The sequence below is a fragment of the Herbiconiux aconitum genome (assembly GCF_024979235.1).
Lineage (GTDB): Bacteria > Actinomycetota > Actinomycetes > Actinomycetales > Microbacteriaceae > Herbiconiux > Herbiconiux aconitum.
Map to the genome: position 1 here is coordinate 1,479,364 of NZ_JANLCM010000001.1, position 22,353 is coordinate 1,501,716.

The 22,353-nt window shown below is 69.0% G+C and carries 26 protein-coding genes; 19 read left to right on the top strand and 7 right to left on the bottom strand.

Annotation, left to right across the window (positions count from 1 at the left end; genetic code table 11):
* Nucleotides 1-18: 18 nt before the first annotated feature.
* Complete coding sequence (locus N1027_RS06860) at nt 19-987, bottom strand: aldose 1-epimerase family protein (protein ID WP_259506424.1); 969 nt, start codon at nt 985-987, stop codon at nt 19-21.
* Nucleotides 988-1,096: 109 nt separating this feature from the next.
* On the opposite strand from N1027_RS06860, the gene N1027_RS06865 reads away from it, so the two are divergent.
* From N1027_RS06865 to N1027_RS06900, 8 genes are all read left to right on the top strand, one after another.
* A complete protein-coding gene (locus tag N1027_RS06865) occupies nt 1,097-1,609 on the top strand; it encodes a hypothetical protein (RefSeq protein WP_259506427.1) in 513 nt (170 codons plus the stop codon).
* 152 nt (nt 1,610-1,761) lie between these two features.
* Nucleotides 1,762-2,352 (top strand): NADPH-dependent FMN reductase, encoded by a 591-nt coding sequence (locus N1027_RS06870; protein ID WP_259506429.1) that lies wholly within the window; start codon nt 1,762-1,764, stop codon nt 2,350-2,352.
* Nucleotides 2,353-2,615: 263 nt separating this feature from the next.
* Entirely contained in the window at nt 2,616-2,918 is a 303-nt protein-coding gene (locus tag N1027_RS20265) for a YbaK/EbsC family protein (RefSeq protein WP_443669351.1), read from the top strand.
* Nucleotides 2,919-3,010: 92 nt separating this feature from the next.
* Nucleotides 3,011-3,625 carry a hypothetical protein gene (locus tag N1027_RS06880; RefSeq protein WP_259506431.1) on the top strand — a complete coding sequence of 205 codons (615 nt, stop codon included), beginning with the start codon at nt 3,011-3,013 and terminating at the stop codon, nt 3,623-3,625.
* Nucleotides 3,626-3,730: 105 nt separating this feature from the next.
* Complete coding sequence (gene cysK, locus N1027_RS06885) at nt 3,731-4,669, top strand: cysteine synthase A (RefSeq protein WP_259506433.1); 939 nt, start codon at nt 3,731-3,733, stop codon at nt 4,667-4,669.
* Between the two features lie 14 nt (nt 4,670-4,683).
* Nucleotides 4,684-5,316 (top strand): serine O-acetyltransferase EpsC, encoded by a 633-nt coding sequence (epsC, locus tag N1027_RS06890; RefSeq protein WP_259506434.1) that lies wholly within the window; start codon nt 4,684-4,686, stop codon nt 5,314-5,316.
* Nucleotides 5,317-5,406: 90 nt separating this feature from the next.
* Entirely contained in the window at nt 5,407-6,555 is a 1,149-nt protein-coding gene (locus N1027_RS06895) for a zinc-dependent alcohol dehydrogenase (RefSeq protein ID WP_259506436.1), read from the top strand.
* Nucleotides 6,556-6,568: 13 nt separating this feature from the next.
* On the top strand, nt 6,569-7,159 hold the full coding sequence (locus N1027_RS06900; RefSeq protein ID WP_259506437.1) for a hypothetical protein: 591 nt from the start codon (nt 6,569-6,571) through the stop codon (nt 7,157-7,159).
* Nucleotides 7,160-7,305: 146 nt separating this feature from the next.
* Here the strand turns inward: N1027_RS06900 and N1027_RS06905 are convergent, their stop codons facing one another.
* Complete coding sequence (locus N1027_RS06905; protein ID WP_259506439.1) at nt 7,306-7,734, bottom strand: hypothetical protein; 429 nt, start codon at nt 7,732-7,734, stop codon at nt 7,306-7,308.
* Between the two features lie 142 nt (nt 7,735-7,876).
* Nucleotides 7,877-8,473, bottom strand: coding sequence for a TetR/AcrR family transcriptional regulator (locus N1027_RS06910; RefSeq protein WP_259506440.1), 597 nt, complete (start codon nt 8,471-8,473; stop codon nt 7,877-7,879).
* A 126-nt stretch (nt 8,474-8,599) separates the two neighbouring features.
* On the opposite strand from N1027_RS06910, the gene N1027_RS06915 reads away from it, so the two are divergent.
* Genes N1027_RS06915 through N1027_RS06925 form a run of 3 tightly spaced genes read left to right on the top strand, consistent with a single transcriptional unit; the run spans nt 8,600 to nt 9,841 of the window.
* The gene (locus N1027_RS06915) at nt 8,600-8,926 is read left to right on the top strand and encodes a hypothetical protein (protein WP_259506441.1); all 327 of its coding nucleotides are present in this window, start codon (nt 8,600-8,602) and stop codon (nt 8,924-8,926) included.
* 43 nt (nt 8,927-8,969) lie between these two features.
* Nucleotides 8,970-9,245, top strand: a complete 276-nt coding sequence (locus N1027_RS06920; protein WP_259506442.1) for a hypothetical protein — start codon at nt 8,970-8,972, stop codon at nt 9,243-9,245.
* A gap of 20 nt (nt 9,246-9,265) precedes the next feature.
* Nucleotides 9,266-9,841: a GNAT family N-acetyltransferase gene (locus tag N1027_RS06925; RefSeq protein WP_259506443.1), complete on the top strand. Its 576-nt coding sequence runs from the start codon at nt 9,266-9,268 to the stop codon at nt 9,839-9,841.
* A gap of 28 nt (nt 9,842-9,869) precedes the next feature.
* Here N1027_RS06925 and N1027_RS06930 read toward each other — a convergent pair whose 3' ends face one another.
* Both N1027_RS06930 and N1027_RS06935 read right to left on the bottom strand, forming a co-directional pair.
* A complete protein-coding gene (locus tag N1027_RS06930) occupies nt 9,870-10,973 on the bottom strand; it encodes a hypothetical protein (RefSeq protein ID WP_259506444.1) in 1,104 nt (367 codons plus the stop codon).
* A complete protein-coding gene (locus N1027_RS06935; protein ID WP_259506445.1) occupies nt 10,885-11,082 on the bottom strand; it encodes a hypothetical protein in 198 nt (65 codons plus the stop codon). Before N1027_RS06935 ends, N1027_RS06930 begins: the two co-directional genes overlap by 89 nt.
* Nucleotides 11,083-11,239: 157 nt before the next feature.
* On the opposite strand from N1027_RS06935, the gene N1027_RS06940 reads away from it, so the two are divergent.
* The 8 genes from N1027_RS06940 to N1027_RS06975 all read left to right on the top strand — a co-directional run bounded on the left by N1027_RS06940 (nt 11,240) and on the right by N1027_RS06975 (nt 19,933).
* Nucleotides 11,240-12,790 (top strand): FAD-dependent oxidoreductase, encoded by a 1,551-nt coding sequence (locus tag N1027_RS06940; protein WP_259506446.1) that lies wholly within the window; start codon nt 11,240-11,242, stop codon nt 12,788-12,790.
* 46 nt (nt 12,791-12,836) lie between these two features.
* Entirely contained in the window at nt 12,837-14,417 is a 1,581-nt protein-coding gene (locus N1027_RS06945) for a carboxylesterase/lipase family protein (protein ID WP_259506448.1), read from the top strand.
* Nucleotides 14,418-14,444: 27 nt separating this feature from the next.
* Entirely contained in the window at nt 14,445-14,900 is a 456-nt protein-coding gene (locus N1027_RS06950) for a VOC family protein (RefSeq protein WP_259506450.1), read from the top strand.
* A gap of 114 nt (nt 14,901-15,014) precedes the next feature.
* Nucleotides 15,015-16,163 carry a DUF8462 domain-containing protein gene (locus N1027_RS06955; protein WP_259506451.1) on the top strand — a complete coding sequence of 383 codons (1,149 nt, stop codon included), beginning with the start codon at nt 15,015-15,017 and terminating at the stop codon, nt 16,161-16,163.
* A 65-nt stretch (nt 16,164-16,228) separates the two neighbouring features.
* The gene (locus N1027_RS06960) at nt 16,229-16,897 is read left to right on the top strand and encodes a trimeric intracellular cation channel family protein (RefSeq protein WP_259506452.1); all 669 of its coding nucleotides are present in this window, start codon (nt 16,229-16,231) and stop codon (nt 16,895-16,897) included.
* A 132-nt stretch (nt 16,898-17,029) separates the two neighbouring features.
* On the top strand, nt 17,030-17,521 hold the full coding sequence (locus N1027_RS06965; RefSeq protein WP_259506454.1) for an FMN-binding protein: 492 nt from the start codon (nt 17,030-17,032) through the stop codon (nt 17,519-17,521).
* Nucleotides 17,522-17,525: 4 nt separating this feature from the next.
* Nucleotides 17,526-18,425, top strand: coding sequence for an FAD:protein FMN transferase (locus N1027_RS06970; RefSeq protein WP_259506455.1), 900 nt, complete (start codon nt 17,526-17,528; stop codon nt 18,423-18,425).
* Nucleotides 18,422-19,933 carry an FAD-dependent oxidoreductase gene (locus N1027_RS06975; protein ID WP_259506457.1) on the top strand — a complete coding sequence of 504 codons (1,512 nt, stop codon included), beginning with the start codon at nt 18,422-18,424 and terminating at the stop codon, nt 19,931-19,933. Before N1027_RS06970 ends, N1027_RS06975 begins: the two co-directional genes overlap by 4 nt.
* A gap of 12 nt (nt 19,934-19,945) precedes the next feature.
* Here the strand turns inward: N1027_RS06975 and N1027_RS06980 are convergent, their stop codons facing one another.
* Complete coding sequence (locus N1027_RS06980) at nt 19,946-20,857, bottom strand: DMT family transporter (RefSeq protein WP_259506462.1); 912 nt, start codon at nt 20,855-20,857, stop codon at nt 19,946-19,948.
* A gap of 17 nt (nt 20,858-20,874) precedes the next feature.
* Nucleotides 20,875-22,299 (bottom strand): cryptochrome/photolyase family protein, encoded by a 1,425-nt coding sequence (locus N1027_RS06985; protein ID WP_259506463.1) that lies wholly within the window; start codon nt 22,297-22,299, stop codon nt 20,875-20,877.
* Nucleotides 22,300-22,353: the final 54 nt, after the last annotated feature.

Consider the following 22,353-nt stretch of genomic DNA (forward strand, 5'->3'; position numbering starts at 1 on the left):
GGGGGTTGAGGTTCGGGCCTAGCCGATCGCCGAGATCGTCCAGCTAGCCGACGCGCTCTCCTCCGGAGCGATCACGATGAGGTCGTGACCGGAGTTGAACGCATCCGGCGGGCAGGTCATCGGTTCGACGGCGAGGCCGATGCGGCTGGTCTCGGGCACGGGGGTGTCGGCCGTGTGGATCTGCACCCACTCGCACTCGGGGCCGAAGCTCATGGCGACGCCCGTGCCGTCGGGTGCCGTCACGGCCACGACGGCCGTGCCGCCGTTGCGATGCAGATTGGTGAAGGCGTGGTCGATGAAGGTGTCGCCGATGGTGCGGGCTTCGCGGAAGTCGAAGACGCCGCCGTCTTCGACCGCGACCTGGGAGAGCCCGATCGGGATGAGCCGTTCAGGAGTGACGGTGAGCACCTCCTCGGCGGGGAGCGACAGGGTCCAGTCGTCGACGTGGCCGGGGCCGGCGACGAGATACGGATGCGGTCCGGTTCCGAAGGGGGCGGGCTCGGCGCCCGGGTTGCGTGCCGTGACGGTCTGGTGCAGACCCTCCTCGTCGAGTCGGTAGTCGACCCGCAGTTCGAGGCGGTGCGGATATCCCGTCTGCGCCTCGATCGCGGCCACCAGCGAGACGCTCTCGGGCGTGCGGTCGACCATGCCGAAGTCGAGCCAGGAGACGAGTCCGTGCAGAGCGTGCGAGCGGGCCGGCTCGGTGAGGGCGAGCTGCTCCTCGACTCCAGCAAAGGTGTACCGGCCGTCGACCACGCGGTTCGGCCAGGGCGCGAGGGTGACGCCGCGGTAGGCCGGGCGCTGTTCGTCGACCTCGAACGGCACGACCAGGTTTCGGGTGCGGTGCTGCAGCACGCGCAGAGTGGCGCCGATCGAAGCGATCGAGGCGCGATAGTCGCCCGCTTCGAGATCGATGCGGGCGCCGGACAAGGGGCGGACTGCGGCCACGGGCGGGTTCTCCTTCAGCAACGGATGTTCGCCCTCCACGCTAGCGCCTCCGCGGAAACGCGCCGGACCGGCGAAAACCGCGACGGGGAAGCCGCTTAGCGGTACTGTTCGAATCATCTTGGTTCGTCCAGAGAAGGGTAGTCCGCTCATGACCGACGAGAATCAGCCGCCCAGCGGCGCTTCGGTTCCGCCGCAGCAGCCTGTTCCGCCTCCCCCGCCGGCGCCTCCCGCGGCACCGCCGTACGACGCCGCTCCACCTCCGCCGCCGGCGGCTCCGCAATACCAGTCCGCGCCCCCACCCGGAGCCCCGGCCTATCAGCCGGGCTACGGCGCCCCCGCCGCTCCGGTTCCGGGCAAGACGCTCGGCATCGTGGGTCTGGTGCTCTCTCTGGTAGGGCTCGTCATCATCCCGTTCGCGGCTTCCGTCGCCGGTCTCATCGTCAGCATCATCGGCGGGCGCCAATCGAAGGCTGCCGGTGTGCCGAATGGCCCCGCCAAGGCCGGTCTCATCATCTCGATCGTCGGCATCGTGCTCTCGATCATCGGGATCATCATCCTCATCGTCGCGATAGTCGCCGGCACCTCGGCGCTGATCGCCACCTGTGGCGACCTCGGTCCGGGAGAGCACATCGTCAACGGCGTCCCTGTCACCTGCAACTGACCGCCGCTTGGACGGGGCCCATCCGCCTCCGCTGAACCCCCGCTGTCTCCGAAAGTCCTGCTCGAGGGAATTCGTTCCCACCTGATGTCGTTAATGCAGCTGAACGAAATCACACATCGAGCCGGGTGACCGGAGACAGCGGGGGTTCTCGCATGACACGCATCATGGTTGTGGTCGGAAGTGTGCGCCCGGGGCGCATCGGACTGCCGATCGCCGAATGGGTGAGCAACGCCCTCGCCGGTCACGACGGAGTCGAGGTCGATCTGGTCGATCTCGCCGAGGTGGCGCTGCCGCTGATGGACGAGCCGAACCATCCACGACTGCAGAACTACACGCACCAGCACACGCTGGAGTGGAGCGAGCGCGTCGACGCGGCCGACGGCTTCGTGTTCGTGACGCCCGAGTACAACCACAGCTTCTCGCCGGCGCTGAAGAACGCGATCGACTTCCTGCACAACGAGTGGTTCCGGAAGCCCGTGGGCTTCGTGAGTTACGGCGGCATCTCGGCCGGCACGCGCGGCGTGCTCGCACTGAAGCCGGTGCTCGCCGCCGTGGGGCTGGTGCCCGCCTCGGCGGCCGTCGAGATTCCGTTCGCCGCCCGTCAGCTCGACGACGAGGGCGCGTTCCAGCCGATCGAGGCGCAGGAACGGAACCTCGCGGCGGTGGCCGACGAGCTGGTGGTGCTCGGCTCGGCGCTCGAGTCGCTGCAGCGCCGGCAGTCCGCCCAGCACACTGCGGCGTAGCAGAATCGTGGCATGGCCCTCTTCACGCTCGGTGCGCTGACCACCGTTCCCGTCGCCACCCGCCCCGATCTCGTCGCTCCGCCGGTCTGGGAAGCGCTCGTCGCATCCGGGGTTCAGGATGAGGTGGGCGTGGTGGAGATCGATCCGTCCGTCTCCGACACGGCAGCGACCCAGGAGAGCTACGGGCCCGCCGCCGACACCCTCGCGAACTGCGTCGTGGTGGCGGGGAAGCGGAGGGCGAGGAGCGCATCGCAGCGTGCGTCGTGCTCGCCACCACCCGCGCCGACGTCAACGGCGCCGTGCGCCGGCGGCTCGACGTGCGTAAATCCTCGTTTCTGCCGATGGACCGCGCCGTGGGTCTCACCGGCATGGAATACGGCGGGATCACGCCGATCGGGCTGCCATCGGACTGGCCGGTGCTCGTGGACGGCCGGGCGGCGTCGAGCCCGGCCATCATCGTGGGCAGCGGCATCCGGCGGTCGAAGCTGATTCTTCCGGGCGCCGTGCTGGCCGGGTTGCCGGGCGTCGAGGTGGTCGAGGGGCTGGCGAAGCCGATCGAGGGCTGATCGCGGCAGGAGCTCGTCAGGATCGCGGCGCACCGCGCGAGGGAAACGTGAGGATGCGCCCTCGGGTCGACGTCGGGGCCTGAGATGGAGGGATGAGTCTTTCCCATTCGATCCGGTGGTATCAGCGCCGGCAATTGCGGCATCCCGATCTTGCGGCCTGGCCGGAGTTCACCTCTTTCACGCCGTCGGATGTGCTGGCGGCCGGTGAATCGATGGTCGCCGCGGCTGCCGCGACCGGAACCCCGACCGTGCGCATCGGGCGTCGGAGTTCGCTCGCCGAGGCCGACGCGGCGGCGGTGTGGTCGCATCCGGAGAGCCTCGGCCAGGCCTATTGCTCCATCGTGGTGTGCACCGTCGAAGGGGTGTTCACTGACGGGCCCGACGACCCGAACGGACTCGGCGGCACTCACGGCCACGACGCCTCACTCACCCGCGAAGTCTGGCTCGACGCCGAACTCGACGTCTGCCGACCGATCGAGGGAACGATGCGTGTGATCGGCCGCCCGGTGCCGCCCGTGCGCGAGATCGTCACGGTGCGGCCGACCCCTCGGGTGGGTGCGACGCACGCGTGGCTGCCGCACGACATCCGGGCCGGTGATCTGGTGGCGTTCGCGTGCGCCGATCCGGTGTCGTTGCAGGATCTGCGGCGTCGCTCCCACCATCCCGAACGGCTCGACGACGACGGGCGGTGGGGAGCGGGCTGGTGAGCAGCCCCGTCCCGCCGTAATGTCCGGGCGGCCGGGCACCGCGCGGAACTAGAGTTGGCAGAGACGATCCATGACCCTGCCCAGCTGAAGAAGAAAGCCGAACGCATGTCTGCTCGTATTTACAACGACGTCACCGAGCTCGTCGGTCGTACGCCTCTGGTGCGCATCAACCGCCTCGCCGAAGGCATCGACGCGACCGTGCTCGCAAAGCTCGAGTTCTACAACCCCGCGTCCAGCGTGAAAGACCGGATCGGCGTCGCCATCGTCGACGCGGCCGAGAAGTCGGGTGAGCTGAAGCCCGGCGGCACCATCGTGGAAGGCACGAGCGGCAACACCGGCATCGCGCTCGCCCTCGTGGGCGCGGCTCGCGGATACAAGGTCATCCTCACCATGCCCGAGACGGCATCGACCGAGCGTCGCGTCGTGATGCGCGCCTACGGAGCAGAGATCGTGCTGACGCCGGGGTCGGAAGGCATCCGGGGGGCGCTTGCGAAGGCGAACGAGATCGTGGCCGCCACCCCGAACTCCATCCTCGCGCGGCAGTTCGAGAACGAGGCCAACCCGGCGATCCACCGTGCCACCACCGCGGAGGAGATCTGGGCCGACACCGACGGCGGCGTCGACATCTTCGTCGCCGGCATCGGTACGGGCGGCACGATCACGGGCGTCGGTCAGGTGCTCAAGGAGCGGAAGCCGGGGGTGCAGATCATCGGCGTCGAGCCGATCGACTCCCCGCTCTTGACGCAGGGCACCGCAGGGCCGCACAAGATCCAGGGCATCGGTGCCAACATCATCCCCGACATCCTCGATCGCACCGTCTACGACGAGATCATCGACGTGACGCTCGACGACTCGCTGCGGGTCGCGCGCGAACTCGCCAGCGAGGAGGGCATCCTGGCCGGCATCTCGTCGGGAGCCATCATGCGGGCGGCCCTGGAGGTGGCCAAGCGGCCTGAGAACGCGGGCAAGACCGTGGTGGCCATCGTCTGCGACTTCGGCGAGCGCTACATCTCCACGGTGCTGTACGCCGACCTCGTCGACTGACGGCGGACGCATCCGTGAGTTCTGATGCGGGCGGTCGACGGAGCGGCTCACGCCCCGGGCTGCTCGTGCGCCTGCGTGAAGACGTGCATGCGGCGCGCACGCGCGACCCCGCGGCGCGCAGCACGCTCGTGGTCGTGCTCGCCTACCCGGGAGTGCACGCCGTGTGGGCCTATCGGGTGGCGAATCGGTGGTGGCGGAGTCCGGGTTTGAAGCTCCCGGCCCGGCTGCTCTCGCAGTTCGCGCGATTCCTCACGGGCGTCGAGATCCATCCCGGTGCCCGTATTGGCCGGCGGCTGTTCATCGACCACGGCATGGGCGTGGTGATCGGCGAGACCGCGGAGATCGGCGACGACGTCATGCTCTACCACGGCGTCACTCTGGGCGGGAAGAGCGAACGGCAGGAGAAGCGGCATCCGACCCTCGGCAATCGGGTGGTCGTGGGGGCGAACGCCACGATTCTCGGCCCGGTCTCGATCGGCGCCGACAGCAGCGTGGGAGCAGGCGCCGTCGTGGTGAAGGACGCACCCTCCGGAGCGATCCTGGTCGGCATCCCCGCACGCGATCTCACGCGGCTGCAGCGGGGAACGGATGCGCGCAGCCCGTTGACCGACCCGGCCTTCTACCTCGATCCGGCCATTTACATCTGATCCGGAGGGTGTCAAGGGCCTCCTGAACTTCGGGAATGGTCGATGCACTGGGAGTCGACGACGACCGTGTTCGACTGCGAAGGAGGCGCCGTGCGCGCAATGGTGTACCGCGGACCGTACAAGATCCGCATCGAAGAGAAGGACATCCCCCGGATCGAGCATCCGAACGACGCCATCGTGCGGGTCACGAAAGCCGCCATCTGCGGCTCCGATCTGCACCTCTACCACGGGCTCATGCCCGACACCCGGGTGGGCACCACCTTCGGGCACGAGTTCATCGGCATCGTGCACGAGGTCGGCCCGTCGGTCGAGAAGCTCGCCGTCGGCGACCGGGTGATGGTGCCCTTCAACATCTTTTGCGGGTCGTGCTTCTTCTGCGCCCGAGGCCTGTTCTCCAACTGCCACAACGTCAACCCGAACGCGACGGCGGTCGGTGGCATCTACGGCTATTCCCACACCTCGGGCGGCTACGACGGCGGTCAGGCCGAGTTCGTGCGGGTGCCCTTCGCCGACGTCGGGCCGAGCGTCATCCCCGACGGTCTCGACGACGAGGATGCGCTGCTGATGACGGATGCGCTCGCCACCGGGTATTTCGGCGCCCAGCTCGGCGACATCCACGAGGGCGACACCGTGGTGGTGTTCGGGGCCGGACCGGTGGGGCTCTACGCGGCGAAGTCGTCGTGGTTCATGGGTGCGGGTCGCGTGATCGTGGTCGATCACCTCGAGTACCGGCTCGCCAAGGCGCGGGAGTTCGCCCATGCCGAGACCTACAACTTCGCCGAACACGACGACATCGTGGTGACCATGAAGCGAGCCACCGATCATCTCGGGGCCGACGTCGTGATCGACGCGGTGGGCGCCGAGGCCGACGGCAACCTCGTGCAGCACGTGACGGCCGCGAAGTTGAAGCTCCAGGGCGGTTCTCCGATCGCCCTGAACTGGGCGATCGACTCGGTGCGCAAGGGCGGAACGGTGTCAGTCATGGGCGCGTACGGGCCGATCTTCAGCGCGGTCAAGTTCGGTGACGCGATGAACAAAGGGCTCACGCTCCGGATGAATCAGTGTCCGGCGAAACGGCAGTGGCCGCGACTGCTCGAACACGTGCGGAACGGCCATCTGAAGCCGAGCGACATCGTGACCCACCGCATCCCCCTCGAGGAGATCGCCGAGGGATACCACCTGTTCTCGTCGAAGCTCGACGGGTGCATCAAGACCATCATCACCACCGACGCCGCCTGAGGAGGACGCCGACATGTCTGACTTGCCCGACCTTCCTTACATCGCCGACAAGCCCGCACCGCGGGAGAGCGTCGACGCACTCCGTGCGCGCATCCCCGGCTGGGGTGTCGATCTCGATCCCGCCGATCGTCCGGCCGTGCCTCGGGAGCAGCACGCTCCCGAGGGCACCGGTGCGCACTGGGACTTCCCTGACCGCCAACCGGAGCTCTCGCCGCGCGAGCGGTCGATCGAACATTCCATGCTCACGCCGGTCTTCGGCACGGTCGCGCCGCTCCGGGGCGTTTCGGGGGCCGTTCGACGCTACGCCTATCGCTACAGCGAGGCGCGGGCCGCGCACTGGCTGCTGCTCATCGCCGGCGACCGGATCGACTCGGTCGGCAGCCACGTGAAGTCGTTCGCGACCCTGCGCCCGGACAACCCCCTCACGGAGACCGGACTCCTGGCGGAGTTCCGATACCAGGGTCTGCGCTCCCGGATCGGGCGACGACGGGTCGACGGCTACCACGCTTGGCTCGACCCGATCATCGTCGCGGGGCCCTGGGTGGTCGCCGGTATCGTGACCGTGAAGCTGGCCGGCAAGCTCCTCTCTGCGGCGAGGCGCTGACGCAGCCGGCCTTCTGCAACTAGTAGGGCTTTTCTCGGGCAGCGAGCGCTGCGATCTCCGGGTCGGAGGTTCGCTTGTGCTTCTTGTCGATGACGACCCGCACTCGCGCCGCCGCGATCTGCACACGCAATATGGCTTTCTCTTCATCAGTCAGCGCTTGGGTCGGCGGTGGTATCGGTCGAAATTTGATCACCATGTCTCCTTCCATCGCTCGAGGAGTTTAGCTGAGAAATAGTCAGGTCACCACGAGGTCGGGTGATCGGGTGGTCGATGACTGCTGCGATCACATCGTCTTCGTGTTCACCCGCCCATTCGCTCGACGCGAGCGCCTCGAGTAGGGCGATCCCGACCTCACTCCTCGTGGCGTCGTCGTTGAAGGTGAGATTTAAGGCCCACTCCGCCCGCTTCCACCACTGCTCCTTGCGTTGGGCCGCTCGCTGCAACCGTGCTTGGTGACGCGAAGCCGCGAATGCGATCATGGCTGCGACCACTGCCGCAACACCCCCGAACCCGGGGGTCTGAGCCCATGGTAAGAACCATGAGGCTGCCCAGTCGGAGGGGGAGAGTGCCTGCATGTGAAGACCGTAGCCAAGGAGGTGGCGGACGCCCGCGGAGACAGCGCGAGTGTGGAGTGCGGAGGGGATTGCCCTCACTGTGCAGGAGTGGCTTGCACCTGAGGCGCGCGGGCGCGTGCGGCGGGCCGGACGCGCGACCAGGTCAGGGGCGAGGGCGGAGGGCGTCGAGGAGGTAGGCGAGGAGGCGGTCGGCCTGCGCGGGCGTGAGCGCCGCGAGTGCGATGCCGTTGCCCGCCACCAGCACGTCGAGGGGCTCGGCATCGGAGCGCACCGAGCCGGCGCGCACTCCGGCCGCCAGGAGGCGACCCACGGCGTCGAGCGCCAGGGCACGCGCGCCGGGAAACGCGACGCCGCTCCCGCGGTGAGGCGCGCCCTCGTGGGTGTCGCTGTCGGCAGTGGCTCGGAGGGCGCGGGCGAGACCGTCCTTCGCGCGGAGGTAGTCGATCCAGCGCCCGAGCCAGATGCGCAGCGCGCCTTCGGCGGTCGGCTCCTCGGCGAGCAAGCCGTCGACGGCGGCACAGAGCTGCGTCAGCTCGTTCTCATGTGCTGCCTCGATGAGCGATTCGCGGGTCGGGAAGTGGCGGTAGAGGGTGCCGATGCCGACGCCGGCGTCTTTCGCGATGTCCTTCAACGAGGCCGCAGGCCCGTCGTCGGCGAACGCTCGGGCCGCCGCGGCGAGCAGGCGTTCGCGGTTGGCGCGGGCGTCGGCGCGGGGCGGCCGGCTGTCCAAGGCATCCATGGTCGTGCTCTCCTTGCCGGTGTGACATGCTCGCTTGCAAACGGAGTCGGCTCCGTTTTACGATAAACGGACCCGACTCCGCTTAAGGCTACAACGGATGCGCCGCGCACGACAGAAGGAAGACTCATGCCCCCCACCCGCCTCACCACGCCTTTCGGCGCCACCTCGACCGCCGACGACATGGTCGCCGGACTCGACCTCTCCGAGCGTCGCGCCATCGTCACCGGCGCCGAGACGGCTCGCGCGCTCGCCCAGGCGGGGGCCGAGGTCACCCTCGCCGTGCGCAACGTCGCCGAAGACGAACGGGTGTGGGCGAAATCCGCACCCGCCCCGACGGGGGCAGCGCAGCGGTCTCCGTCGCTCGTCTCGACCTCGCCGACCAGGCTTCGATCGCGGAGTTCGTCGCATCCTGGCGTGGGCCGCTCCACATCCTGGTGGACAACGCGGGTGTGATGGCCATTCCGGAGAGTCGCGCCGCACCGGACTCTCACGCCACATGTCGACCCCGCCGGCGGCGTTCGAGGCGACATCCAGCGACGGCGTCTCGGTGAAGGACATCCCGCAGGGCGCCGCCACCTCCGCGCTGCTCGCGGCATCTCCCCTCGTCGAGGGCATCACCGGCCGCTACTTCGAAGACGCCCAGGAGGCCGAAGCGTTCGTCGAAGGGCTCCGACGCGGCGTTGCCGATTACGCGCTCGACCCCGCGGATGCGGCCCGGCTGTGGGAGCTCTCGCAGCACCTCCTCGATGGCGGAGCATTGCCGACTCGCTGAGGCGATGGCATCGTAGACCTATGACCATCGAGGTGCGGCCGGCGACGTCGTTCGCCGATGTCGCCACGATGGTCGGTCCGAAAAGGCCCGACGCGAACGTCTGCTGGTGTCTCAGCTATCGCATCCCGTCGAAGGAGAACCTGGCCCTGAACGGCCTCGAGCGTGGTGAACGCGTGAAGAAGCTGGTGCGCCAGAAGCCGCCGCCGGGTGTGCTCGCCTACGACGGCGATGGGGAGGTCATCGGCTGGGCGGGCGTGCATCCGAGGCGCGACACGAGCTTCGCGGGGAACCGCAAGATTCCCCACGTCGACGACCTCGATGTGTGGTCGGTCTGGTGCATCCGGGTGCGACCCGGGCATCGAGGAAAAGGGATCTCGCACCACCTACTGGCCGGCGCGATCGACTTCGCCCGCGCCAACCGTGCCCCCGCGATCGAGGGCTACCCGGTCGACAACGGCGGCAAGAAGGTCGACCTCACCATGGCGTACGTCGGCACACGGGCGCTGTTCGAGAAAGCCGGATTCGTGAAGGTCGCCGACACCGAATCCGTGCTGAACGGTTTTCCGCGGGTGCTCATGCGGCTCGATCTGTCGTGACACCGTCGGCCTCGGCGATTGGGATTCGTCAGCGCACGCAATCCTCCCGAGCGCGAAAGCTCAGGTTCGAGGCGCAGCCCGCGGCAACCAGTCGATCGAGTTCGTCGCCCTCGACCTCGCGGAGGTCACCCGTCGGACCCCAGACGATCGCGCGGGTGGCGTCGGCGGTCGCGCTCGATTCGAGCTCGCCCGAATCTGACTCCGTGAAGAACACCGCCACGCCGAGCCGGTCGAAGTCACTGCGCAGTGCGCAGTTCGTCGTCGACGAGTTCAGGCGATCACTGCCCAAGAACGCGGTGAGGCAGACCCCTTCTTGCGGGTCGGCCGGATTGTGGAAGGTGTCGCCCACCAAGGCCGCGAAGACGCGCACGCCCTGCATTTCCCCCAGGTAACGCACCGGGCCGGCGCCCATCACTCCCTGCAGCAGCACCTGATTCACGAAGTCCGAGCGCCCCTGGTCGGCCGGCTCGGCCGGTTCGGCGAACACTTCCAAGGAGGGGCGGGGAACGGATGCCTGCACCACGCTGACAGTGATGCCCGCGATCGCCGCGACGCCGAGCGCCGCGAACAGGAGGCCCGATCGCGTCCACCAGCGCGGACTCGGCCGGCGACCAAGAGCGGCGGCACCCGCCGGTGCCGGTGCCGGTGCCGCTGCCTCCGCCGGTTTCGCGTGCTGCGAAGGGGCGGGCATCGAGGTCGTGAGCGACCCGGAGGCGCCCTGGTCGAGCATCCCGCTCGCCGCGACGGCGCGGTCGAGCGCCTCCTGGTCGGCCTGCAACCGCAAGAGCAGCGCCGCCAGTTCGCCCTCGGCCTCGACGGAGGCGCCGGGGCGGTAGACCGCGTGTTCGAGGGTGTCGAGCTGCCGTCGCTCTGCGCGGGTGCCGAACGTTCCGTCGCGTCGCTGTTCGAGCAGGGCCTGCGCGTCGCGGCCAGGAGGCAGAAGGGCGTCGAGCTGCGAGCCGAGCCGGGCGTTCCCTTCGATCAGCCGCAGGCACTCACGCGCCCCCGCGGCTGTCAGCGATCGCCCGGCCCACGCCTCGCCGCTACTCCTCGTAGCCGAGGTTGTCGTTGAGCACTTCCTCGTCGTCGTCGAAGATCGGGTCGACCGAGTCGGCCTCGACGTCTTCGACATCGTCGAGTTCGTCGGTGTCGTTCAGATCGACGTCTTCGAGGTCCTGATCCGAGAGCGAGAACTCTTTGGTCTCGTCGGGCTCGTCGATCCGTTCGTTCAGGTCGGACATCACTGCTCCATTCGCAAACGTGAGGTGGGCTGCGGAGTCGGGCCGATCCGCAATTCCCACCGTAGGCATGTGGCGGCTCCGCTGTCGAGCCATGCGCGAAACCACAGAGCTTGCCGTGCACGGGGCGCGCAGCCGATCGTCGGTGTGTACTGGAGGAATGCAGTCCTTGTGGCTCGACGGACGTCAGCCGATCCCCACCCACCCGTTCATGGCGGACGAAGAGTACGACGACGTCGTGGTGGGCGCCGGCATCACGGGGCTCTCGACCGCGCTGATGCTCGCCGAAGCGGGTCGCCGCGTTGTGGTGCTCGAGGCGCGGGAGATCGGCGCACTCGCCACAGGCAACACGACCGGCAAGATCTCGCTGTTGCAGGGAAGCCGGTTGTCCACGATCCGCGCGCACCATCCTCGGCGGGTGCTCCAGGCCTACGTCGACGCGAACCGCGACGGCCAGGAGTGGCTTCTCGACTTCTGCGACCGCGCGGGGGCGCCGGTGCAGCGCCGCACGGCCTACAGCTACGCCCAGCACCGCACGGGCGCCGACGTCGTGGAAGCCGAATACCGTGCCGCGCGCGAGGCCGGTCTGCCGGTGTCGCTGGTGGAAGGTGTCGACGTGCCGTTCCCCTTCGCCTTCGGTGTGGCGCTGCCCGACCAGGCCCAATTCGACGCGATGGATGCGCTCGACGCCCTCGCCCGCGAGCTGATCGCGGCGGGCGGCACCATCCACACCCGCGTGCGCGTCACCCGCGTGCGGGCCAGCTCGCCGGCCCGGGTGACGACCTCGGCGGGAGAGGTGCGGGGCAGCAACGTCGTTCTGGCCACCGCGACGCCGATCCTCGACCGCGGTCTCTACTTCGCCAAGACCCACGGCCAGCGGTCGTACGGAATGGCTCTCGAGATTCCGGATGCCGGCCCCGGCGACCTCCCCGAAGGCATGTTCCTCTCGATCGGCGACTCCGCTCACTCCCGCTCAGTGCGCACGGCGCCGCGCGACGGGCGCGATCTGCTGGTGCTCGGCGGCAACGGCCACGAGGTCGGGCGCCCGGGAGCCGAGTCGGAGGCCGAACTCGTCGACGACCTGCGCGACTGGGGCCAGACCTTCTTCCCGGGCGCCCGGATGACGCATGCCTGGTCGGCGCAGGACTACGAGTCGCACAACCTCATCCCCTTCGTCGGTGCCCTGCCCCGAGGGCGCGGCCGCATCTATCTCGCCACCGGCTACGCGAAATGGGGCATGACGAACGGGGTGGCGGCGGGCATCCGGATCTGCGCCGAGATCTTCGGCGATCCGTGGCGCGAACGGCGGCATTGGCATCAGGTGCTGAGCACCCGGATGACGCTGCCCACCGACCTCGCCCGCGGAGCCAACGCGCTTGCCCAGGTGGGCGCGGCGGCGCTCGCCGGGTGGCTCGGTGCCGAGAAGGAGTCGACCCCGATCGCGCGACCGGAGGAGGGGGAAGGGGTGGTCGCGAATGCGAGTGGTCGCCCGGTCGGCATCTCGACCGTCGAGGGCACGACCTGTGCCGTGAGCGCCGTCTGCACCCACCTCGGGGGCGTGCTGCACTGGAATGACGCCGAGCGCTCCTGGGACTGCCCGCTGCACGCCTCCCGCTTCGCGGCCGACGGCACGCGACTCGAGGGCCCGGCGGTCGACGACCTCGAGCGGCTCCCGCGCCGCACCCGCCCCCCGCGCGTCGCCGGTACCTGAGCGTCCGGTTCCTGGCTCGTGAGGTTGCCGTACTACCATCTGGCCTATGACGCTCGTCGAGCAGGAGACACTCGTCCGCCACACCACCGCCGGTGCGGTGCGAGGTGCGCGTGAGGGCGGTGTACTGAGCTGGAAGGGCATCCCGTTCGCCGCCGCCCCCATCGGCGACCGGCGGTTCCGGCGGCCGACGGCGCCCGCGCCCTGGGCCGAACTCCGCGACGCGACCCGTTTCGGTCCGATGGCGCCGCAGCGGGTCCTGAGGTCGATGGACGTCGATCCGGGCATCCCGATCAGTGAGGACTGCCTGAGCCTGAACATCTGGGCGCCGCGCGGCGCTGCTCCGGCCAACACGATCGACGCCAAGCCCGTGATGGTGTGGATTCACGGCGGCGGCTACTTCCAAGGCTCCACCGGCCAGCGCTACTACGACGCCCGGCACTTGGCCGAGAACGGTGACGTCGTGGCGGTGAGCATCAACTACCGGCTCGGCGTGCTCGGCTTCGTCGACTTCTCGAGCTTCTCGAGCTCCGACGGCGCCTCGAGCTTCGGCCACGGTTTCGACTCGAACGTGGGTCTGCGCGATCAGATCTTCGCCCTCGAGTGGGTGCGCGACAACATCGCCCGGTTCGGCGGCGACCCCGGCAACGTGACCTTGTTCGGCGAATCGGCGGGAGGCGCATCCGTCATCGCCCTGATGGCCTCGCCGCTCGCGACCGGGTTGTTCCACCGTGCCATCGCTCAGAGCGCCCCCGTCACCTCCGTCTACGGTCAGCCGCGGGCGGCCTCGGTGGCGCGGCGGTTCCTCGAGATCGTGGGCATCGAATCGGAGGAGGTGCAGCGGCTTCGCGACCTCGATCCGCTCGATCTGGTCGACGCCGGAGCCGAGCTGGTGCATGAGGTCTCGAGCCAGGTGCCGGGAACGCTGGCGATGGCCCCGGTGCAGGGCGACGACGTGCTGCCGGATGCGCCGCTCACGGTGTTCAGAGAGGGTCGCGCCCCGCGCATCCCGCTCATCATCGGCACGAACCACGACGAGTCGTCGTTCTTCAAGTTGATGCGTTCGCCGCTGCTGCCGATCACCACGGAGTCGGTCGAGCGGATGTTCACCGAGATCGCCGCCGACCGCCCCGAATTCGAGGGCGTCGGCAAACGAATCACGGGCGCCTACCCGGCGTATCCCCGCCGCCGCACCCCCGCGGAGGTCTCGCGGGATGCCGGGTTCCGGATGCCGTCGATCTGGCTCGCCGAAGCGCACAGTCGCTTCGCGCCCACCTGGATGTACCGCTTCGACCACGCCACACCGCTCCTGCGGGTGACGGGCATCGGCGCCACGCACGCCGCCGAACTCGCCTACGTCTTCGGGTCGTTCGCACCGCGGGGCAAGGACATCGTGTTCCGGCTCGGCGGGCGGCCCGAGGCGCTGCGGGTCTCGGCGCGGATGCAGGCGCGGTGGCTCGCCTTCGCACACGGGCGGTCGCCGGAGGCCGACGCCGCCCCGCTGGAGTGGCCGCAGTACGACGAGGCGGGTCGTCGCACCCTGATCATCGACCGCGACGACGCCGTCGTCGACGACCCCGATCCCGAGATCCGTGAGGCCTGGGGGCCCGAGGTGCTGTCGTTCCGCTGAGGCCCGCAACGGCGTAGTGTCTCGGGAATGAACGGCGAGACGAACCCGGTCGTGCACTTCGAGATCATCGGCGCGGATGCCCCGGCGCTCCGTGCCTTCTACGCCGCACTGTTCGGATGGAGGTTCGACACGACCTCTCCCGTGGCGCCCGAGATCTCCGACGCGGGGCAATACGGCTTCATCGAGGCACCGAGCGTCACCGTGCCGGCATCCGGGCTCGACGACGACGGCGGAGAAGCGGGCGACGACACGGATACGCCGCGCGGGTTCGGCATCCCCGGCGGAGTCGGCGGTGGGCCCGGCCGGGCACCGCACGCGCTCTTCTACGTCGGAGTGCCCGACGTCGAGGCCGCCCTTCGGGAGGCCGAGCGGCTCGGCGGCACGCGCGTGCTCGGCCCTGCCGCGAACCCGAACGGGATGCTCGTGGTGGGCCACTTCGCCGACCCCGAGGGCACCCTGGTCGGCGTGGCCGGGCCCGCCTGACCCGACCGGGCGCCTCCGCGACCGCAACCACTCCCGGAGACTCCATCCGTCACCAGGCCTGTACTGCCTGTTACTGTTCTCGTATTCAGTAACAAGCAGTAAAGCGAGGTACCCGTGCAGCCAAGCCCCTATACTCCAGGTGATCTTGCTCGGGAGGTTCCGGGCCGTGCGATCCAACTCGCCGAGTTCGAGGAGCGTCTTTCCTACCTCGTCGACCTGAAACGCCTCGTCGGCCGGATTCGGGTCGACAATGGTCCACGCGGGTATGGCAAGACGTCACTCCTGCGTCAGTATCAAACCCGTGCTGAGGCCCGTGGAGCGATCACCGTCTGGGTGACCGCAGGGGAGGAGGTGGGTTTGATCGCCCAGCTCGCCGATGCGATCAGTCGAGTGACGGCATCGTGGCGATCGGATACCCGGTCGCGACTTCGCCAATCACTGCAGGTGCTCACCCTCAGCGTCGGAATCCCGGGCGTCGCACGCATCGATGCTGCCATCCACCCACCGGTGACGTCGACTCCGTCGGGGGCGCGCGAGTTCGAGGACGTCGTGCGAATGGTGGCCGCGGCGGACGAGGCGTCTGCTCTCGTGATCCTGATCGACGAGATCCAGGCGGCAGACGCATCGGGTCTGCGTACGCTCGCTTACGCGTGGCAACATCTGCAGGCCGAAGGCATCGATGTGCCTGCCGCTGTGTTCGCAGCGGGATTGCCGAACAGCCCTGATGTCATCGCTTCGGCGGTGACCTTCTCCGAAAGGATCGCCTATCGCCCCTTGCACCCGCTTTCGACGGAGGCAGGAGAGATAGCGATCCTGGAGCCGTCCCTGCGGCTCGGTGTTCAATGGAATCGGAAGGCGCTTGCATCCGCGCTCGAGGTGGCGGCCGGATATCCGTACACGCTGCAACTCATCGCCGATGGGGCGTGGCTCGCCGCCGAGCGGCCCGACCCCGGAGCGACCATCACTGAGGACCACGTGCGGATCGGGCGCGCGGAAATGCAGGCTGATCTCGAAGCCCTCTTCCGCGGACGGTGGGCGAACGCCACCGCGCAGGAGCAGCAGTTGATGTCGGCCATGGCCCACATCGGCGACGGGCCGGTGAGACGTGCCGACATCGCGCGCCGAATGGGAGTGACCGCAGAGAGCCTCGGGGTGCCACGAGCCCGTCTGATCGACAAGGGCTTCATTCAGGCCGCCACCCGCGGAAGCCTGGAATTCACGATCCCGGGATTCGCGGTGTTCCTCCGCGATCTCGAAAGTTGATGAGGACGGATTCGCGGAGAGCCCGGCCGCCTCGGCGGGTCACGCCCGCGTGATATGACTGGTGCATGGTCGCCGAACAGTTCGAGATACCCCTGTGGCTCGACCTCGGGGCCACCGCCCTCGGTAGCGTCCAGGGCGCGATGTTCGCGGCTCAGTTCAAAGACAAGCGCCTCGATCTTCTCGGCGTGGGCCTCATCGGCGTGGTCACCGGGTTCGGCGGCGGTGTCATCCGCGATCTGCTCCTCAACCAGGTGCCGGCGGCGCTCGAGTCGAACTGGTACATCCCGGTCGCCATCGTCGCCGCTCTCCTCGGCATGTTGCTGGAGCGGCTGTTCTCCCGGCTCAACGTCGCCATCACCATCCTCGACGCCGTGAGCCTCGGGCTCTTCTGCGCCATCGGTGCGAGCAAGGCCCTCTCGGTGGGCTTGCCCGTGGTGCCGGCCGTCTTCGTGGGCATCGCGGCGGCGGTGGGCGGCGGCATGCTGCGCGACATCCTTCTCGGCATGCCGATCGGTGTGATGCACGTCGGATCGCTCTACGCCGTCGCCGCCGCGGCCGGCGCCGTCTTCCTGGTGGTGGCCGTGTCGACCGGCGCGAACATCACGGTGGCAGGCATCGGCTGCGTCATCGTGACCACGCTCATCCGGGTGCTCGCCGTGCGCTTCGGCTGGAGCCTGCCGGAGCAACGCACCATCAGCACGCTGCGCAGGCTCCGTCGCCAGAAGTCGCAGTGAGCGACGCCCTCGCGTGTCATCTCAAAGCAAACGCATTCGGCGCTCATAGAGACCTGTCAGCCTCGATCGATACGTTCGTATCAGTCGCCACCGTCGCCGACGTGCCACGCCGCCACACGACTCGGAGATCTCATGAACACGCGCCAGAAGAAGTTCGCTCTCGCCACGATGACCGGTGTCTCCCTCTCCGTCGCACTGGCCGGATGCGCCACCGACTCGGGCGCGCCGGCGGCCGACGCGCAGACGGTGCCGCCGAGCACCTCGTCGGCCCCGACCGCGCCGGCGGCGACACCCTCGGCCACGTCTGACGCGGGCTCGTCGAGTGGCTCCAAGTACGCCGACGGCGACTACGAGGCCACCGGCAACTACGTCTCGCCGAACGGCAAGGAGGAGATCGACGTCTCGGTAACTCTCTCCGGCGACGTCATCACCGCCGTCACCGTGACGCCGGAGGCGACCAACCCCACAGCCATCCAGTACCAGACCCAGTTCGCCGACGGCATCGCCAAGGTCGTGGTGGGCAAGGACATCGACGAGATCGACGTCTCCCGGGTGGCCGGCTCGAGCCTCACCAGCGGGGGCTTCAACGAGGCGATCGAGGCCATCAAGGCCGACGCCGCCTAGGGTCATGACCGACCCCGCGTTCTTCGATTTCGAGGCGATCGGCACGCACTGGCAGATCGAGACGGCCTCGCCGCTCGACGCGCACGTGCGTCAGGCTGTGCTCGAACGGGTCGAGCGCTTCGACGCCACGTACTCCCGCTTCCGCACCGACAGCCTCGTCACCGCGATCGCGGAGCGGCCCGGTCGGTATGCGTTCCCGGATGACGCGGTGGAACTCTTCGCCCTCTACGACCGCTTGGCCGTCGCCACCGCGGGCGCCGTCGACCCGCTCGTCGGGCGCGATCTCGAACTGCTCGGCTACGACCGCGACTACAGTCTGCGGCCGGCCGTCGACGACCCGCGGGCGACAGCATCCGGAGCGACGGATGCGCGTGGCCGGCCCTCCTGGAACACCGACATCGTGCGAGAAGGCCGCGTCGTCACCACCGAGCGTCCCGTCGTGATCGACGTGGGGGCGGCCGGCAAAGGGCTTCTCGTCGACCTCGTGGCGGGCGTGCTGCGCGAGCAGGGAATCGACCGCTACGTCGTGGACGCGAGTGGCGACCTCGTGCACGCCGGGCCGCAGCCCATCCGGGTCGGCCTCGAGCATCCGCTCGTCGCCGGACAAGCGATCGGCGTCGCCGAACTGCAGAACGCGTCGCTCTGCGCATCGGCCAGCAACCGGCGGAGCTGGGGCGAAGGGCTGCACCACATCCTCGACGGGCGCACGGGCAACCCGGCCCGCGACGTCATCGCGACCTGGGTCGTGGCCGCCGACACCGCCCTCGCCGACGGGCTGGCGACCGCCCTGTTCTTCACCGGGGCACACCGGCTCGCCGAAACATTCCACTTCAGCTATGTACGCTTGTACGCCGACGGACGAGCAGAGCGCTCGCGCGATTTTCGGGGGGAACTGTTCACATGAAATCCCGTCTTGACACCCTGCTCGGCCACGTGACGATGTATCGGCTGATGATCGTCGTGCTGGGCGCGATCGCTCTCGTCGCGATCATCGCGAGCGCCTTCGGGCAACTCTTCTACACGCCCCTCCAGCTCGTGCTGAGCCTTGCGGTGGCGCTGATCGCGACCGGGTTGTCGGGATGGATCTTCGCGCTCGCGTTCCGCACCCGGGCGCACCTCGAGTCATCGGTCATCACCGGTCTGCTGGTGTTCATGATCTTCCTGCCGACCGACGCCCCTGCGGGCCTGCTGCTGCTCGCCGTGAGCGGCATCGTGGCCTCCGCGTCGAAGTACCTGCTGGCCATCCGTGGCCGGCACGTGCTCAACCCGGCGGCGGTTGCGGCCGTGGTGATGACGGTCACGACGCTCGACATCGCCGGGTGGTGGGTGGCGAACCCGGTGCTGCTGCCCTTCGTAGCGGTCGGCGCGCTGATCGTGCTCTACCGCACGCGCAAACTCACCGTGGGCCTGGTCTTCGTCGTGATCGCGACGGCACTGTTCACCGCGCGGTTCGTGGGGAACGGCGAGCTGCCGTTCGACGCGCTCGGATTGGCGCTCGGTTCACTCCCGATCGTCTTCCTCGCCGGGTTCATGCTGAGCGAGCCGCTCACCCTTCCGCCGCGTCGCTGGCAGCAGTTGCTGGTCGCGGCACTGGTGGCCGTGGTGTTCTCGATTCCTTACCAGATCGGTCCGGTGTACTCCTCACCGGAGATCGCTCTGCTGGTGGGCAACATCGTGGCCTTCGCTTTCTCGCAGCGGCGGGGCATCCGGATGCGCTTCCTCGGCAGTCGTGACCTCACACCCACGAGCGCCGCCTACGACTTCGAGCCGCTGACGCCGGTGCGGTTTCGGCCCGGGCAATACCTCGAGCTGACCCTGCCTCATCGCCGGGTCGACAGCCGTGGGTCGCGTCGCATGTTCAGCATCACCTCGGCGGCCGACGACGGGTCGCGCGTGAGTGTCGGAGTGAAACTCGCCCAGCCGTCGAGTTCGTTCAAGCGCACCCTCGCCGCGCTGGAGCCCGGGGCGACCGTGCGGTCGACCTGGGTGGGCGGCGACTTCCTGCTGCCGGACGATCCGGGCGTTCCTCTCGTGTTCGCCGCCGGCGGGATCGGCATCACCCCCTTCGTGAGCCAACTCGCCGAGCGGTCGCGCGGGGAGGGCCGGCCGGTCGACGTGGTTCTGCTGTATTCGGTGGCGTCGGTCGAGGAGCTCGCCTACGCCGACGAGCTGGTGGCAGCCGGCATCCGCGTGCTCGTCAGTGCTCCGGATGCGCCCGACGACCTGCCGCCGGGCTGGGAGTACCTCGGACCAGGCCGCCTGAGCGCCGAGGCGCTCGGCACGGCGATCCCCGACCTGCGCGGCCGTCGCGCCTACGTCTCAGGCCCGCCCGGCTACGTCGACCACGTGGCGCGCGAACTCCGTCGCGCCGGCGCCCGTGCCGTGCGCCGCGACGCCTTCGCGGGTTACTGACCCTCCTCGCGGTCAGTCCGTGGCCGCGGCTTGCTCGGGGCCCTCGGCCGCGATCGGAGTGCGGGCGGGACGCTTGAGCGTCACAAGATACGAGCCGGCGAGCACCACCGCGAAGCCCACGATCGTCCAGACCGTCACCCGTTCGCCGAGAACGAGAGCTCCGGCGATGATGGCGACCGCCGGATTGACATAGGTGATGGTGGTCGCCTTCACGGGCCCGATCTCGCCCACCAGGGCGAGCATGAGCAAGAAGGCGAGCGCGCTGCAGATCACGGCGAGCACGACGATCGAGACGATCACCGACGCCGAGGGCCAGGCCGAGGGCCAGGCGCCGGTGAGCAGCACGAAGGGGATGTACACCACGGCGGTGATGGCGAGCGAGAGCGAGACCACCCCGACGCCGGGCAGATCGCTCATCCAGCGCGCCAGGATCGCCGGCCCGACCGCGTAACCCACCACCACGACCGCCATCTCGGCCACACCGATGAGGTCGGAGCCGGCAAGGTCGAACCCGACCAGAATCGCGACTCCGAGCATCCCGGCCCCGAGCCCGAGCCAGTTCAGCACCGACAGTTTCTCGGGTCGCCCGAGCACGAAGGCCACGGCGACACCCGCCAACGGCACGGTGGCGAGCAGAAGCCCTGCGGTGGAGCTCGGAATCCGCTGTTCGGCCGAACTCAGGAAGTACCACGGCAGGATGATCTCAGCCACCGTGTAGGCGAGGAGGGGTTTCCAGCGCCGCAGCACCTGGCCGACCTCGCGCCGGAAGAACGCCAGGGGCAACAGCAGGATGGTGGCGAGGCCGGCGCGGGCGAGCACCACCATTGCGGGCTCGAGCTCGCCGACCGCGACCTTGATGAAGAGGTAGGGGATGCCCCACGCGATCCCCAGCGCGACGAACAGAAAGAGGCCGCGTCGAGTCATCCCTCCATTCTGGCCTGTCAGCGAATGGTGGCGTAAGCGTCGAGAGCCGCGCGACGCGACTCCGCGAGGTCGACCATGGGGGCGGGGTAGGCATCCGTTCCCACCTCGGGCACGTAGCGCTCGACGTAGGCGCCGTGCTTGTCGAATTTCGACGCCTGCAGTTCGGGGTTGAACACGCGGAAGTACGGCGCGGCATCCGGCCCCGATCCTGCCACCCACTGCCAGTTCAGGGCGTTCGAGGCGGGGTCGGCGTCGACCAGGGTGTCCCAGAACCAGGCCTCACCCACCCGCCAATCGACCCGCAGGTTCTTCACCAGGAACGACGCCACCACCATGCGCACCCGGTTGTGCATCACGCCGGTCTGCCAGAGCTCGCGCATGCCGGCGTCGACGAGAGGGATTCCTGTGCGCCCCTGCTGCCAGCGCTCGAGTTCTGCGGCATCCGGCTCCTGCCAGGGAAAGCGGTCGAACTCGGGCCGCATGTTCTCGCTCGTGATGGAGGGCAGGTGGAAGAGCAGGTGATACGCGAACTCGCGCCACACCAGCTGACGGAGATAAGCGGATGCGCCGCCCTCGTCGCCGCGCACGCGTGCCCGATGCTGGTCCACAGCGTGCCACACCTCGAACGGACTGATCTCGCCGAAGCGGAGGTGCGGTGAGAGGTTGGAGGTAGCGTCTTCGGCCGGGAAGTCCTGCTCGTCGACGTAGGTGCCGACGCCGTTCCTCACGAAGGAGCGCAGGCGCTCGTGGGCACCGGCCGACCCGGGTTGCCAGCGCTCGCGGAGTCCGGCGGCCCAGTCGGGGCGGGTGGGGAGCAGGGCCCAGGAGTCGAGGTCGTCGGAGTCGACCGGGCGGTGGCGCGGCGGTTTGTCGTCGTCGGCGAGGTGGGCATCCGCGGCTGTGGCTGTGGCTGTGGCTGTGGCGGCTGCCGGCGCGGGCAGCGGATGCCGCGGCGGCGGCCCCGCGGTCACCGATCGCCAGAACGGGGTGAACACCTTGTAGTAGCCGCCCTGGCCGGTAAGCACGGTCCAGGGCTCGAAGAGCAGGGAGGCCTGGAAGCTCTCGACCGTCAGGCCTTCCGCGCGCAGCGACGACTTGAGCGCGGCATCCACCGCCCGCTCCGCCTCGCCGTAGCGGCGATTCCAGAGCACGGTCGTCGCATCCGTCTCCTGCACGATCGCCCGCACGGCCGCCTCGGCCGGACCGCGGCGGAGGGTCAGAGGCAGTCCGAGTTCGTGCAGCTCGCCGGCCAGCGCGGTGAGGCTGCCGTGTAACCACCAGCGGGAAGCGGCTCCGAGCGGTCGGATGCCCGCACTCTCGTCGTCGAGCACGTAGAGGCACACGATCGGGTCGCCCCGTTTCACGGCGGCGTGCAGCGCGGGATTGTCGTGCACCCGCAGGTCGTCACGGAACCAGACGATGGTGGTGCCGGTGGTGCTCATGCCCTCATTCAACCCCGCCCCCACCCCACCCGCCTCCGTCTGCCGAGATCGAGA